Annotated in this window: 12 protein-coding genes and 1 riboswitch; all 12 genes read right to left on the reverse strand. The window is 69.2% G+C overall.

Translation table 11 applies throughout. The features are described from left to right. Positions 1 to 4 precede the first annotated feature (4 nt). The 12 genes from OIK44_RS19905 to cobT all read right to left on the reverse strand — a co-directional run bounded on the left by OIK44_RS19905 (position 5) and on the right by cobT (position 11912). Positions 5 to 895 (reverse strand): cobalamin-binding protein, encoded by an 891-nt coding sequence (locus tag OIK44_RS19905; RefSeq protein ID WP_273673272.1) that lies wholly within the window; start codon positions 893 to 895, stop codon positions 5 to 7. After that, the gene (cobD, locus tag OIK44_RS19910) at positions 892 to 1884 is read right to left on the reverse strand and encodes a threonine-phosphate decarboxylase CobD (RefSeq protein WP_273673274.1); all 993 of its coding nucleotides are present in this window, start codon (positions 1882 to 1884) and stop codon (positions 892 to 894) included. The genes OIK44_RS19905 and cobD overlap by 4 nt, the downstream gene beginning before the upstream one ends. After that, a complete protein-coding gene (locus OIK44_RS19915; RefSeq protein WP_273673276.1) occupies positions 1877 to 2830 on the reverse strand; it encodes a CobD/CbiB family cobalamin biosynthesis protein in 954 nt (317 codons plus the stop codon). Before OIK44_RS19915 ends, cobD begins: the two co-directional genes overlap by 8 nt. Beyond that, positions 2824 to 3381: a bifunctional adenosylcobinamide kinase/adenosylcobinamide-phosphate guanylyltransferase gene (cobU, locus tag OIK44_RS19920; RefSeq protein WP_273673278.1), complete on the reverse strand. Its 558-nt coding sequence runs from the start codon at positions 3379 to 3381 to the stop codon at positions 2824 to 2826. The genes OIK44_RS19915 and cobU overlap by 7 nt, the downstream gene beginning before the upstream one ends. Continuing rightward, the gene (locus tag OIK44_RS19925) at positions 3378 to 4682 is read right to left on the reverse strand and encodes a cobyrinic acid a,c-diamide synthase CobB (RefSeq protein WP_273673280.1); all 1305 of its coding nucleotides are present in this window, start codon (positions 4680 to 4682) and stop codon (positions 3378 to 3380) included. The genes cobU and OIK44_RS19925 overlap by 4 nt, the downstream gene beginning before the upstream one ends. Continuing rightward, positions 4682 to 5314: a cob(I)yrinic acid a,c-diamide adenosyltransferase gene (gene cobO, locus OIK44_RS19930; RefSeq protein WP_273673282.1), complete on the reverse strand. Its 633-nt coding sequence runs from the start codon at positions 5312 to 5314 to the stop codon at positions 4682 to 4684. Before cobO ends, OIK44_RS19925 begins: the two co-directional genes overlap by 1 nt. After that, positions 5311 to 6084, reverse strand: a complete 774-nt coding sequence (locus tag OIK44_RS19935) for an ABC transporter ATP-binding protein (RefSeq protein WP_273673309.1) — start codon at positions 6082 to 6084, stop codon at positions 5311 to 5313. Before OIK44_RS19935 ends, cobO begins: the two co-directional genes overlap by 4 nt. Next, positions 6084 to 7109, reverse strand: a complete 1026-nt coding sequence (locus tag OIK44_RS19940; protein ID WP_273673283.1) for a FecCD family ABC transporter permease — start codon at positions 7107 to 7109, stop codon at positions 6084 to 6086. Before OIK44_RS19940 ends, OIK44_RS19935 begins: the two co-directional genes overlap by 1 nt. Positions 7110 to 7189: 80 nt before the next feature. After that, positions 7190 to 9136: a TonB-dependent receptor gene (locus OIK44_RS19945; protein WP_273673284.1), complete on the reverse strand. Its 1947-nt coding sequence runs from the start codon at positions 9134 to 9136 to the stop codon at positions 7190 to 7192. A gap of 119 nt (positions 9137 to 9255) precedes the next feature. Then, a riboswitch (cobalamin riboswitch) is annotated at positions 9256 to 9475 on the reverse strand. Between the two features lie 44 nt (positions 9476 to 9519). Continuing rightward, positions 9520 to 10062 (reverse strand): histidine phosphatase family protein, encoded by a 543-nt coding sequence (locus OIK44_RS19950; protein ID WP_273673285.1) that lies wholly within the window; start codon positions 10060 to 10062, stop codon positions 9520 to 9522. A 1-nt stretch (position 10063) separates the two neighbouring features. After that, on the reverse strand, positions 10064 to 10867 hold the full coding sequence (locus tag OIK44_RS19955; RefSeq protein WP_273673287.1) for an adenosylcobinamide-GDP ribazoletransferase: 804 nt from the start codon (positions 10865 to 10867) through the stop codon (positions 10064 to 10066). A gap of 10 nt (positions 10868 to 10877) precedes the next feature. After that, entirely contained in the window at positions 10878 to 11912 is a 1035-nt protein-coding gene (gene cobT / locus OIK44_RS19960; RefSeq protein WP_273673289.1) for a nicotinate-nucleotide--dimethylbenzimidazole phosphoribosyltransferase, read from the reverse strand. Positions 11913 to 12291 lie beyond the last annotated feature (379 nt).

The raw sequence follows: 12291 nt of genomic DNA on the forward strand, positions 1-12291 counted from the left end.
AAGCTCACGGCGGCGCTCCATTCTTGCGGTGCTGGCGCGCCAGCTCCAGTTTTTCGCACAGGGCGGCGGCGCCGGGGATCATGCGCGGGCCGGCGCGGTTGAGCAGGTCGACGTTGAGCGCGAACAGGTTGTCGTTGCGCACAGCCGTCATCGACGGATACTGGCGCCACATGTTGACGCCGCCCGCCGAGACGGTTTTTTCGGCGCTGCCGACGATCGCCTCCGGGTCTTCCTGCAGCACGCCCTCGGGGCTGAGCACGGGCGCGGTGGTTTTCAGCGCGGCGAAGACGTTCTCGCCGCCGCACAGGCGGATCGCGTCGCTGACGATATGCGCGCCGTTGAGCGTGTACAGCGGCTTGTCCCAGACCTGGTAGAACATGCGCACCGGCGAACGCTTCTCGTACCTGGCGGCCAGGGCCGCCAGTTGCCGCCGCAGGTCGGCCGCGGCCGCCTGCGCCACGCGGTCGGTGCCCATCAGGCGGCCCAGTTGCACCAGGTTGTCGGCGATGCCGTCCAGGGTTTTCGGCTGGCTGTGGAACATCGGAATGCCGAGCTGGCGCAGTATCTCGATCTGGCGCGGCGCGGCGCCGTGCCGCCAGACCACCAGCAGGTCCGGCTTCATGGCGATCACGCGCTCGATGTCGACCTCGCGGTTGTCGCCAACCAGCGGAATGCGCTTGGCCGCCTCTGGATAGTCGCTGAAGTTGACGGTGCCGACGATGCGCCCGCCGCCGCCGGCCGCAAACAGCAGTTCCGTCACGTGCGGCGCCAGCGCCATGATGCGTTGCGCCGGTTTTTGCAGCGTGACGGCGGCGCCGTCGTCGTCATGCACAGTGATGGCGGCGCCGGCCTGGCAGGCGCTGGCGCAGGCCAGTGCGCATAAGATTTTGTTCATTGTTGGTCCTTGCTCCATTCGTCCAATGCCCGTTCCAGGCGCCGCCAGCCGGCTTCGTCGGGCGGCAGGCCGAGGCGGATGCCGCGCGCGGCGTGCCGGAACAGGCGCACCCAGATGCCGCGTTCGGCCATGTGCTGCCAGAACGCCTCCGGCTGCGCTTCCGGCCACCACTGGAACAGCGCGCTGCCGCTGGCGTCGATGCGGTGCTGTTTCAGCAGCCGCTGCAGGCGCGCGCCGGCGGCCAGCAACTGTTCGCGGGTGTGCTCCTGCCAGACCTGGTCGCCCAGCGCGGCGAGGGCGATCTGCTGCGCCGGGCCGCTGACGGCCCAGGGGCCGAGCAGCTCGGCCAGCGCGCGCAGCAGGTCCGGGTGGGCAGCGACGAAACCCAGGCGTACGCCGGCTAGGCCGAAAAATTTGCCGACCGAGCGCAGTACGATCAAACCGGGCTGGCCGCTGTGCGCGGCCACGTTGTGCCGGGGCGCGGTGTCGCCGAAGGCTTCGTCGACCACCAGCCAGCCGCCGCGCGCGGCCAACTGGCCGGCCCATTGCAGCAGGCGCTCCGGCGCTAGCGTCGCGCCGGTCGGGTTGTTCGGGTTGCAGACCACCATCACGTCGCAGTCGCCGACCGCCGCGTCGAGGTCGGCGTAAGCCACCTGGCGCATGCTGTGGCCGTGCAGCGCCCAGTGGTGGGCATGCTCGGCGTAGGATGGCGCGGCGACGACCACGCGCGACGGCGCGCGCAGGCGCGGCAGGGCCTGGATGGCGGCCTGGGTGCCGGCCACCGGCAGCATCAGCGGCGCGCCGTAGAAGGCGGCGGCGGCCCGCGCCAGCGCCGGGTCGGTTTCCGGCAGCCGGTGCCAGGCGTCGGCGGCCAGCGCGGGCGGCCGATAGCCGTGCGGGTTGATGCCGGTCGACAGGTCGAGCCAGTCTTCCGGCGCGCGGCCGAAGCGGGCCGCCGCGTCGCGCAAATTGCCGCCGTGTTCAAGCATGTGGACTCCTGATCAGGTAATGGAAGGCTGCCGCCAGCGCGGCGCCGGCCAGCCACAGCGCCGTCGTGTTGGCGACCAGGCGCCAGGCGCGGCCGATGTCGGCCGCCCCGGCGCGCCGTCCGCCGCCCAGCACGGGGCGCTGTTCGACGACACCGTCGTAGGTGGCGGCGCCGCCCAGCGCCAGTCCCAGCGCGCCGGCGCCGCTGGACATCACCGGGCCGGCGTTCGGGCTGTCCCAGGTCGGCGCCTGCGTGCGCCAGCAGCGCCAGGCGCGGCGCTTGTCGGCCAGCGTCGCGCCCAGCGCGACATAGGACAGCGCCGTCAGGCGCGCCGGAATATAGTTGAGGGCGTCGTCGATGCGGGCGGCGCAGCAGCCGAACCAGTCGAAGCGGGCGTTGCGGTAGCCCCACATGGCGTCGAGCGTGTTCGCCAGCCGGAACAGCACGGCGCCGGGGCCGCCGGCGACGGCGAACCAGAACAGCGTGCCGAAGACGGCGTCGTTGCCGTTTTCCAGCAGCGACTCGGCGCTGGCCTTGGCCAGGTCGGCGGCGTCGGCCTGCGCGGTGTCGCGGCTGACGATGCGCGCCGTCAGCAGGCGCGCCCGCGCCAGCTCGCCCTGCGCCAGCGCCTGCGCAATCGGCAGGTTGTGCTCGCGCAGGCTGCGCAGGCCGATGCAGAAGTACAGCATGACGGCGTGCGCAGCCAGTCCGAGCGCGCCGCAGGTCCAGGCGCTTAGCGCCGTCAGCGGAACGACGGCCGCGATCCAGGCCAGCGCGCCGCGTCCGAGGCGCCGGCGGCCGCGGTTGAGGCGGCGTTCGAGCGCGTTGGCGCAGTTGCCGAAGCCGACCAGCGGGTGCCAGCGGCGCACCTCGCCGAACAGCAGGTCGAGCAGCACGCCGGCCAGCAGCAGCAGGGCGACGGCGGGCAGCGACAGGCCGCTCAGCATGGCGCGCCCTTCAGCACCATTGGCAGGCCGGCGGCGACGAAGACGGCGCGGTCGCAGGCGGCGGCGACGGCCTGGTTGAGGCGGCCGGACTCGTCGCTGAAGCTGCGCGAGATGGCGCCGTAGGGAACGATGCCCATGCCGACCTCGTTCGACACCAGCACCAGGTCGCCGGCGACCTGGTCCAGCGCCGCCAGGAATTGCTGGCGCTGCTCGTGGAACTGCGCCGGCAGCGCGATGTCGCCGACGTCGGGGTAGTCGGCGCCGCCGGAAAACATCAGGTTCGACAACCACAGCGTCAGACAGTCGACCAGCACCAGGCGCGTCGGCGCGCAGTGGCGCAGCACGGCGTCGGCCAGGGCCAGCGTTTCCTCCACGGTGGTCCACTCGGCCGGGCGCTGCTGGCGGTGGTGGCGGATGCGCGTGGCCATTTCATCGTCGCCGGCGCGCGCGGTGGCGATGTAGACCACTTCCTTGCCGGAGGCGATGGCGAGCCTTTCCGCATAGGCGCTTTTGCCGGAGCGCGCGCCGCCGAAGACGAGGGTGCGCGTCATACCGCCGCCGGCAGGAACAGGGCCGCCGCGGCGGCCGGGTTGGACGGGAAGTAGGCGTGGAAATACGAGGCCGTCAGCGAGCCGGCGCGGTACAGCGCCTCGCCGGCGGCGCCGGACGGATGCTTGACGGTGTGGGCGGCCGGGGCCAGCGCCGTTTCGAGGCGCGAATAATGGAAGGTGTGGCCGCGCAGCGTGCCGTGCGGCGTCGCCAGCCCCTGCGAGCCGAGGCCGGCCAGGCGCGCCTGCATGACGATGCGCCCCGGCAGCAGGCCGGCCATCGCCCAGCTTTCGCCTTTCTGGTCCGTCAACGTATCGGCCAGGGCCATCATGCCGCCGCATTCGGCGACGATGGGCAGGTCGGCGGCGTGGGCGGCGCGGATCGAGGCCCGCCAGCGCTCCGCCCGCGCCAGCGTCTGCGCGTGCAGTTCCGGATAGCCGCCCGGCAGGTAGACGGCGTCGGCGCCGTCCGGCACCGGCTCGTCGGCCAGCGGCGAGAAGAACTGCAGCGTCGCGCCCAGTTCGCGCAGCGTCTCCAGGTTGGCCGGATACAGGAAGGCGAAGGCGGCGTCGCGGGCGATGGCGATGGTTTTGCCGCGCAGCGCGGCGGCTGGGGCCGGCGCCGCCGGCGGCACCTCGATGCGCGTGCCGCGCAGGCTGCTCCAGGCGGCCTCGTCGAAGGCCAGTTGTTCGGCCAGCTCGTCGAGCATGGCGTCGAGGTCGTTCACCTCGCCCGGCAGCACCAGGCCGAGGTGGCGCTCGGGCATCGAGCGGCTTTGCCGCGGCATGGTCGCGAACAGTGGAATATCGCGCAGCGAAGCGGCCACCATGGCGGCGTGGGTCGGGCTGGCGACGCGGTTGGCGATGACGCCAGCCATCTCGACCGGACCGTAGTCGCGCAGGCCGTGCACCAGCGCGCCGGCCGTCTGCGCCATCGCCGAGGCATCGATCACGGCCATCACCGGGAAGCCGAAGGCGCGCGCCAGATCGGCCGACGAGGGCGTGCCGTCGTACAGGCCCATCACGCCCTCGATCAGGATGACGTCGGCCTCCTGCGCGGCGCGCGCCAGCTGGCTGCGGCAGTGCTCGGCGCCGACCATCCACAGGTCGAGCGACTTGACCGGCGCGCCGCTGGCCCGTTCCAGCAGCATCGGGTCGATGAAGTCGGGGCCGCATTTGAAGACGCGCACGCGCTGGCCGCGCCTGGCCAGCTTGCGCGCCAGCGCCGCCGTCACCGTGGTCTTGCCCTGGCCAGAGGACACGGCCGCCACCAGCAGCACCGGCACGTCGATGTGCCGCGCCATTACCATTCGGTGCCGGCCTGCGCGGCGATGCCGGCGTTGAAGGCGTGCTTGACGACGGTCATGTCGGTGACGGTGTCGGCGATGGCGACCAGCTCGGCCGGCGCGCCGCGGCCGGTGATGACGACGTGCTGCATGTCGGGCCGCTCCAGCAGGTCGGCGATCACCATGTGCACGTCCAGGTAGCGGTACTTCAGGGCGATGTTGAGTTCGTCCAGCAGCACCAGGCCGATGCCGGGATCGGCCATGAAGGCTTTCGCCTGCTGCCACGCCAGCAGCGCTTTTTCCGTGTCGCGCTCGCGGTCCTGGGTGTCCCAGGTGTAGCCTTCGCCCATCGCGTGGAAGCTGACCTCGTCGGGGAAGCGGCGCAGGAATTTCTCCTCGCCGGTCGACATCGCGCCCTTGATGAACTGCACCACGCCGACCTTCATGCCGTGGCCCATGGCGCGGATCACCATGCCCAGGCCGCTGGAACTCTTGCCCTTGCCGTTGCCGGTGTTGACGATGATGATGCCGATTTCCTTTTGCGCCTCGGCGATCTTCGAGTCGATGACGGCCTTCTTGCGCTCCATGCGCGCGCGGTGGCGCTCGTTGATGGCCTGGGTTTCGGCGCTGTTGTCCTTGGTATCGCTCATGCTATTTCCTCCTTTGCAATGAAAATCCGGCGTTTGCCGTGTTCGATGATGTCGATCGGATGGCCCAGGTAGTCGCTCAGCACGGACGCCTGCATCACCTCGGCGGCCGGGCCGGCCAGCCAGCGGCCGTCGCCCATCAGCAGCAGCGCGTGGCTGGAGACGCTGTAGGCCAGGTTCAGGTCGTGGCCGATCATGACGGCGCTCTTGCCCTGTTCGCGGCACAGGCGCGCCAGCACGGCCATGACGCCGACCTGGTGCGCCAGGTCGAGGGCGTTGGCCGGCTCGTCGAGCAGCAGCAGCGGCGTGTCCTGCGCCAGCATGGCGGCGATGGCGACGCGCTGGCGCTCGCCGCCGGACAGCGTGCGCACGTCGCGCTCGGCCAGTTCGACCACCTGCATCGAGTCCAGCGCGGCGAGGGCGATGCGGTGGTCGTCGCTGCCCTCCCAATAATGGTTGGCGTGGTAGGGGTGGCGCGCCGCCAGCACCGTTTCGATGGCGCGGTAGGCAAAGGCGTCGCTGCGCGACTGCGCCAGGAAGGCGCGTTGGCGCGCCAGTTCGTCGAGCGGCCAGTCGGCCAGCGCGCGGCCCTGGATGGCGACGCTGCCGGCATCGGCCTGGCGCAGGCCGGCCAGGGTGTGCAGCAGCGTGCTCTTGCCGGCGCCGTTGCGGCCGATGACGCTCCAGCACTCGCCGGCGCCGACCTGCCAGTCGAGGCCGTCGACCAGGATGCGCGCGCCGATTTGCAGGCGCAGTTGTCGGGTTTGTAGCATCATATGCGCCGCAGTCTGTGCAACTGGTAGAGGAAGACCGGCGTGCCCACCAGCGCGGTGACCACGCCGACCGGCAATTGCTGCGGCGCCAGCACGGTGCGCGCCAGCGTGTCGGCCAGCACCAGGAAGGTGCCCCCGGCGAGGGTGGCGGCGGGGATCAGCAGGCGGTGGTCGGGGCCGCAGGCGAAGCGCAGCGCGTGCGGCACGATCAGGCCGACGAAGCCGATGCTGCCGGCGCTGGTGACGGCGCTGGCGGTGAGCAGGCCGGAGCAGAAGAACAGGCCCTTGCGCAGCGCGCCGACGCGGATGCCCAGCGTGGCGGCGGCGTCCGCGTGCAGGGCCAGCACGTTCAGCGAGCGCGCGCTGCGCAGCGCGAACAGCAGCGCCGCCGCCAGCACCAGCCACGGGGTCAGGCGCAGCGGCGCGCCGGACAGGTCGCCTATCATCCAGAACACCATGCTGCGCAGGCGGCTTTCCGGCGCGATCGACAGCATCAGCGTGACGACGGCCATGCAGGCCGCCGACAGGATCGCGCCGGTCAGCAACAGCAGCGCGGCGCCACCCTCGGCGGCGCGGCCGCCGCGCAGGTCGCCGCGGGCGAACAGGTAGAGCAGCGTCGAGACGGCGACGGCGCCGCCGAAGGCGGCCGCGTCGACCACCCACAGCGCGCCCATGAACATGAGCGCCGCCAGGGCGCCCACGGAGGCGCCGGTCGAGACGCCCAGCACGTAGGGTTCGGCGAGCGGATTGCGCAGCAGCGCCTGCATCATCACGCCGGCCAGCGACAGCGCGGCGCCGGTGACGAAGGCGGTCAGCGCGCGGCCCAGGCGCAGCTCCAGCAGGGTGGCGGCGAGCGAGCCGCTCTGGCCCCTGGCTATCTCGGCGAGGGCGCCGGGCAGGTCGGCGAGCGGCAGGGCGATCGAGCCGGTCATGCCGGAGAAGATCAGGCTGGCGAGGGCGAGGGCGAGCAGGGCGACGAGGAGGATGCCGGCCCGGTGGCGCATGTTGCGGAAAAAAGGATGCATGCACGGCCTTATGGCGAATTGGGAATTGCATTATGCAGGGGAACGCGGCGCGGCGCCGCGCTCCCCTGGCTCAGGCCGGCTTAGAAATCGTAGCGGGCCGAGACTTTCAGCTGGCGTCCATCGCTAGGATAGATGCCGCCGTTGCAGGCGTAGGCGTTGCTGAAGTACTTTTTGTCGCTCAGGTTTTTTCCGCTCAGGGCGAATTCCCAGGCGCCCAGTTTTCTGGCGTAGCGGGCGTCGACCGTGGTGAATGAGGGAATCTGGCCGGAGCAGGTATTGCTGAAGTCGCCGCCGTAGCGCTGGCTGTCGACCCATTGCACGCCGACGTCGGCGCTCTGGCCGTCGTTCGGCAGCCACGACAGGCGCATCGAGACGGTGTTTTTCGGCACCAGCACCATGGTTTTTCCGGCGTGCGGGCCTTCGCTGAAGGTCGCCTTGACGTGCTGCAGGTGGCCACTCAGGCGCCAGTTGGCGGCCAGTTGGGCTTTGCCTTCGATTTCAATGCCTTCGCGCCTGGTCGGGGCCAGGTTGGTGTTGGCGCCATATTGCATCAGGGTCGGATCGTAGTAGATCTCGTTCGTCAGCCGATGGCGGAACAAGCGCGCCGTCAGGCTGTGCGCGCTGTCGCCGACGGTGGCGCCGAGTTCCAGGTCGCGCGATTTTTGCGGCAACAGCGGCGCGCCGGTCGACGTCGAGCCGTTCTCGTCGGATGTGGCGATGCGGTAGCTCTGGCCCACCTTGGCGTGCAGGTTCACCAGCGGCGCCACGTCGTAGCTGCCCTGCAGGTCCCAGGCGTTCAGGCTCTGCTTCAAGTCGTAGTTGGTGCGCGCAAACTGCCCGCGCGTGAAGGAATCCTTGTCGAACGTCTCGTGGCGCACGCCGGCAGCGACGCGGGCGCGGTGAGGGCCGTCGAACTTGATTTCGTCGCGCAGATAGATTGCCTGCGATTTCTGCGACGAGTCGTCCATCCAGCTGGTGGTGCGGTTCCAGCGGATCAGGTCGATACCTGCCACCATTTCGTTGAGCAGGTCGCCGAATTGCCCCAAGTGGCGCAGGCGCGGCGAGAACTGGGTCTGTTTGCTTTCGTAGACGGAGTTCGATGGGCCGTTGCTGCGGTAATAGGTCGACTTGGCGGTCTTTTCGCGGTGCGACAGCTCTGCCGCCAGGTCGAAGGCGCCGATGCGGCGTTCGATGAAGGCCGTCAGGCGGTCGCTGTCGTACGAGGCAAAATCGTTCGGCGAATTGGTCTTGCGCGGTGTGGCATGGAATTCCGCCAACGACAAGCCGCCGGCCAGGCGGTAGTCCTGGTTGGCACGGTCGAGGCGCACGCCGACGCGGCCGTTCTGCAGCGCCCACTGCGCGCCGATGTGGTAGTTGTTTTGCTCGAATTTGTTGTTGTCGCGGTAGTTGTCGCTGCGCTGAGCGCCGATGCCGGCGTCGAGCGAGAAACCGTTCCACGACTGCGTCGCCGAAGCGCGCAGTTCGCGCTGGCCGAGCTGGCCCACTTCGGCGTACACGGTGCCGCGGCCGCCTTGTTTGCCCGGGTGTTTGGTGACGATGTTGATGATGCCGCCGGTGGCGCCGTCGCCGTACAGCACGCTGCTGCCGCCGCGGGTGATCTCGATGCGTTCGACGCTGTCGATTTGAATGGTCGACAGCGCAGCCTCGGACAGTTCATTTTCCGACATGCGTACGCCGTCCACCACGACCACCATGTTGTTGCTGCTGTTGCTGCCGAAGCCGCGCATGTCGAAGACGTAGTCGGAACTGCCGGTCAGGCTTTTGCGGCCGAAGACGCCGCCGATTTTGTTGATCGCCTCGCCGACGCTGCCGGCGCCGGCGCGGCGGATTTCGTCGGCCGTGATGACGGTGGCGCCGATCGGCAACATGGCCGGATCGCTGGTAAAGCGGGCGCCGGTGACGACGACCGGGGCCAGGGTTTGGCTCCGGGGCGCGTCTTGGGCCAGGGCCGGCGCGGCCGCGATGAAGCACAGGGAAATAGCGGAAGCGCACGCGCGCGGAGTCATTGCCGGGGCGCGGCGGGGCAGTACGGAAGCAGTCATGTTAGTCGTTTCATCGGAAAAAACATCCGGCCTGCGTCCCCGCAAGTCAGATTCAACGGAAGGGACGATGCCGCTGCGGCCCCGCACTTCCACCTGTTTTGGCCGGTATCCGGGCTGACAAGTCGGACCGCCCCACCTTCCCATGCGATGCACAGTGGTTGTCAGAGGCAGCTCGCCGCCCGTGGGCGACACTTGTTTACCGTTGCGGGGGCAGCACACGTTTGCCGGAAAAAATGGCATCGCGTTTCCCGTTTAACTGCGTCCATGGACATGGGCGCGGGCACCAAAACCCCGCCATTATACGGCTTCGCGCCGGTGCGGCAAGCGCCGGCGGCGCCGGGCGCGGCTCAGGAATCGAGAATCAGGCATTGGCCGTAAGCGATCTGGTGCGGTGCTCCGGCCGCCTGTTGCGCCATCGCCCGCAGCGGCAGACCGGCGTGGCGCGCCGCCAGCAGGCGCATGGTGCCGGCGTGGCAGACGACGAGGGCGGCGGCGGTTTGCCGTTGCGCCAGCTCGTCGTGGAAGGCGGCCACGCGGGCCGCCATCTGCAGCACGCTTTCGCCGCCGCCTGGCCGGTAGTGGGCGACGTCGGCGGCCCAGGCGTCGACCTCGGCGCGGGGAATGTCGTCCCAGCTGCGCATTTCCCAGTTGCCGAAGTCGATTTCGGCCAGGCGCGCGTCGACGCTGAGCGAGGCGCAGGGCAGTTGCGCGGCGAGCTCGGCGCAGCGCCGCAGCGGGCTGGAAAATAGCGGCAGTCCGGGCGCCAGGGTGGCCGCCAGGGCATCCCGCGCGCGCGCCAGCTCGTCCGGCGCGACGGCCAGGTCGGTGCGGCCGTAGCACAGGCCGGGTGCGACCAGCGGCTTGGGGTGGCGCACCAGGATCAGGCGCATGTCAGTGCCAGGCACCGCGGCCGAGGGCGGCCAGCACGGCCAGGTACAGCACGACCTCCGTGACTTGCTGCACGGCGCCCAGGCAATCGCCCGTGTAGCCGCCCAGCCGGCGGACAATTTTGCGGGCCAGCCAGAGCGCCGCCAGCGCCGCCGCCAGCGCGCCGCCCAGGATTGCCGTCCAGGGCAGCAAGCCGGCCAGGCCGAGCACGGCGGCGGGCAGGGCGGCGCCCAGCGCGGCGACGGCAAACTCCGGCGTCGTCATGTCTTCGGCCAGCGGCTTGGCCTTGCCCTCGGCGCGGGCATAGTCGAGGCGCCAGATCAGCGCGCAGGCGGCCAGGCGCGACAGCGGGTGGGCCAGGAACAGCGCGCCGCACATGGCCGCCGGCGGCAGCAGCGACAGCACCAGGCACTTCAGCGCGAGCAGGCAGCCGATGCCGATCGCGCCATAGGCGCCGATGCGCGAATCCTTCATGATCTCCAGCACGCGCTCGCGCGTCATGCCGCCGCCGAAGCCGTCGCACATATCGGCGAAGCCGTCCTCGTGGAAGGCGCCGGTGGCGTAGATGCCGGCCGCCGTCGCGAGCAGCGCGGCGACCGGCGCCGGCCACAGGCAGGCGGCCAGCGCGTACACGGCGCCGGCGATGGCTGCCACGACGACGCCGACGAGCGGGAAATAGCGCGACGCGTGGTGCAGCCAGGCGGCCTCGAACCCGACCCAGCGGGGAATCGGCAAGCGCGTGAAAAACTGCAGCGCAATAAAGAACAGGCGGCACTGATGCAGGACGGCGGCGAACGGACGCGGCATGCGGCGGACCTTATGCCGACTTTTCGCTGACCTGGGCCGACTCGAACGTGGCCATCTCGCGCAGGAAATTCACGGCCGCGTGCAGCAGCGGCAAGGCCAGCGCCGAACCGGTGCCTTCGCCCAAACGCAGATCGAGGCGCAGCAGCGGGCGGGCGTGCAGATTGTCGAGCAGACGCTGATGGCCGCTCTCGTCCGAGCAGTGGGAGAAAATGCAGTAGTCCAGAATCGCCGGTTGCAGACGCGCCGCCACCAGCAATGCGCTGGTGACGATAAAGCCGTCGATCAGCAGCACCATGCGCCGTTCGGCCGCCTGCAGCATGGCCCCGGCTATCATCGCAATTTCGAAGCCGCCGAAGGTGGCCAGCACGTCCAGCGGCTCGGTGGCGCCGGCGTGGCGGGCCACGGCCGCTTCGATCACATGTTGCTTGTGCAAAATGCCGTCGGCCGTCAGTCCGGTGCCGGCGCCGACGCACTCGGCCACGGGAATGCCGGTCAACTTGTGCATCAGCGCGGCCGCGGCCGTGGTGTTGCCGATGCCCATTTCGCCAAAGCCGATCACGTCGCCGTCCAGCTCCGCCACCAGGGCCATGCCGGCGTCGATGGCGGCGCCGCACTGTTCCGCCGTCATCGCCGGCTCCGCCGCGAAATTGCGCGTGCCCGGGCCGATTTTCCGGCTCAGCAAGCCGTCGCGCGGGCCGAATTCGTGGTTCACGCCCGCATCTACTATATATAAGGCGCAATCGTTCTGGCGCGCAAACACATTGATCGCTGCGCCCTTGGCCAGGAAGTTCTCCACCATCTGCCAGGTCACGCTTTGCGGGTAGGCTGAAATGCCTTCGGCGACAACGCCGTGGTCGGCGGCGAAGACCAGAATGGCCGGTTGCGCCAATTCCACCTGGGCCGTCTTCTGGATCAGACCTATCTGCTTGGCTACCGTTTCCAGCACGCCCAGACTGCCGAGCGGCTTGGTCTTGTTGTTGATGGCCTTATCAAGCAGGGTTGCCAGGGCGTCGTCGCGGGTCGGAGTGATGTGTGGGATAGTCATAAGAGAGCGAAATAGGATGGAGTGGAGCCGTCGCTACGATAGCACACCGATATCCGTCGCTGACACCAGAAAGGTCTTGCCAAGGTGGCGGGTGTTTGGCTATAGTGCGCCTCCCTGACGAGAGGCACTGGATGCCGATCAGAATGGAAGCGCGGTAAAAAGCAGGGGTTGACGAAACAAGCGAAACGCTTCATACTCTTTCTTCTTCGCGGCTGACAAACAAAACGCTTTGTCGCCAAGCCGCAGCAGCACAGAGCAAGTTCTTTAAAAATTAACAGTCGATAAATGTGGGCATTTGATGATGGTGCCGGCGGACTTCGGTCCGCCGCATACTTAAATTATTAAATGCTCGCGAAAAAGAAATATAGGATGTTTCGCA

Source organism: Janthinobacterium fluminis (genome assembly GCF_028595325.1).
GTDB classification, from domain to species: domain Bacteria; phylum Pseudomonadota; class Gammaproteobacteria; order Burkholderiales; family Burkholderiaceae_D; genus Janthinobacterium; species Janthinobacterium fluminis.

Bases quoted from the DNA above. Each gene is read 5' to 3' on its own strand.
- cobU (WP_273673278.1), bottom strand. From the start codon at position 3,381: ATGACGCGCACCCTCGTCTTCGGCGGCGCGCGCTCCGGCAAAAGCGCC.
- OIK44_RS19940 (WP_273673283.1), bottom strand. From the start codon at position 7,109: ATGCATCCTTTTTTCCGCAACATGCGCCACCGGGCCGGCATCCTCCTC.
- OIK44_RS19915 (WP_273673276.1), bottom strand. From the start codon at position 2,830: ATGCTGAGCGGCCTGTCGCTGCCCGCCGTCGCCCTGCTGCTGCTGGCC.
- OIK44_RS19945 (WP_273673284.1), bottom strand. From the start codon at position 9,136: ATGACTCCGCGCGCGTGCGCTTCCGCTATTTCCCTGTGCTTCATCGCG.
- cobO (WP_273673282.1), bottom strand. From the start codon at position 5,314: ATGAGCGATACCAAGGACAACAGCGCCGAAACCCAGGCCATCAACGAG.
- cobT (WP_273673289.1), bottom strand. From the start codon at position 11,912: ATGACTATCCCACACATCACTCCGACCCGCGACGACGCCCTGGCAACC.
- OIK44_RS19905 (WP_273673272.1), bottom strand. From the start codon at position 895: ATGAACAAAATCTTATGCGCACTGGCCTGCGCCAGCGCCTGCCAGGCC.
- OIK44_RS19950 (WP_273673285.1), bottom strand. From the start codon at position 10,062: ATGCGCCTGATCCTGGTGCGCCACCCCAAGCCGCTGGTCGCACCCGGC.
- OIK44_RS19955 (WP_273673287.1), bottom strand. From the start codon at position 10,867: ATGCCGCGTCCGTTCGCCGCCGTCCTGCATCAGTGCCGCCTGTTCTTT.
- cobD (WP_273673274.1), bottom strand. From the start codon at position 1,884: ATGCTTGAACACGGCGGCAATTTGCGCGACGCGGCGGCCCGCTTCGGC.
- OIK44_RS19935 (WP_273673309.1), bottom strand. From the start codon at position 6,084: ATGCTACAAACCCGACAACTGCGCCTGCAAATCGGCGCGCGCATCCTG.
- OIK44_RS19925 (WP_273673280.1), bottom strand. From the start codon at position 4,682: ATGGCGCGGCACATCGACGTGCCGGTGCTGCTGGTGGCGGCCGTGTCC.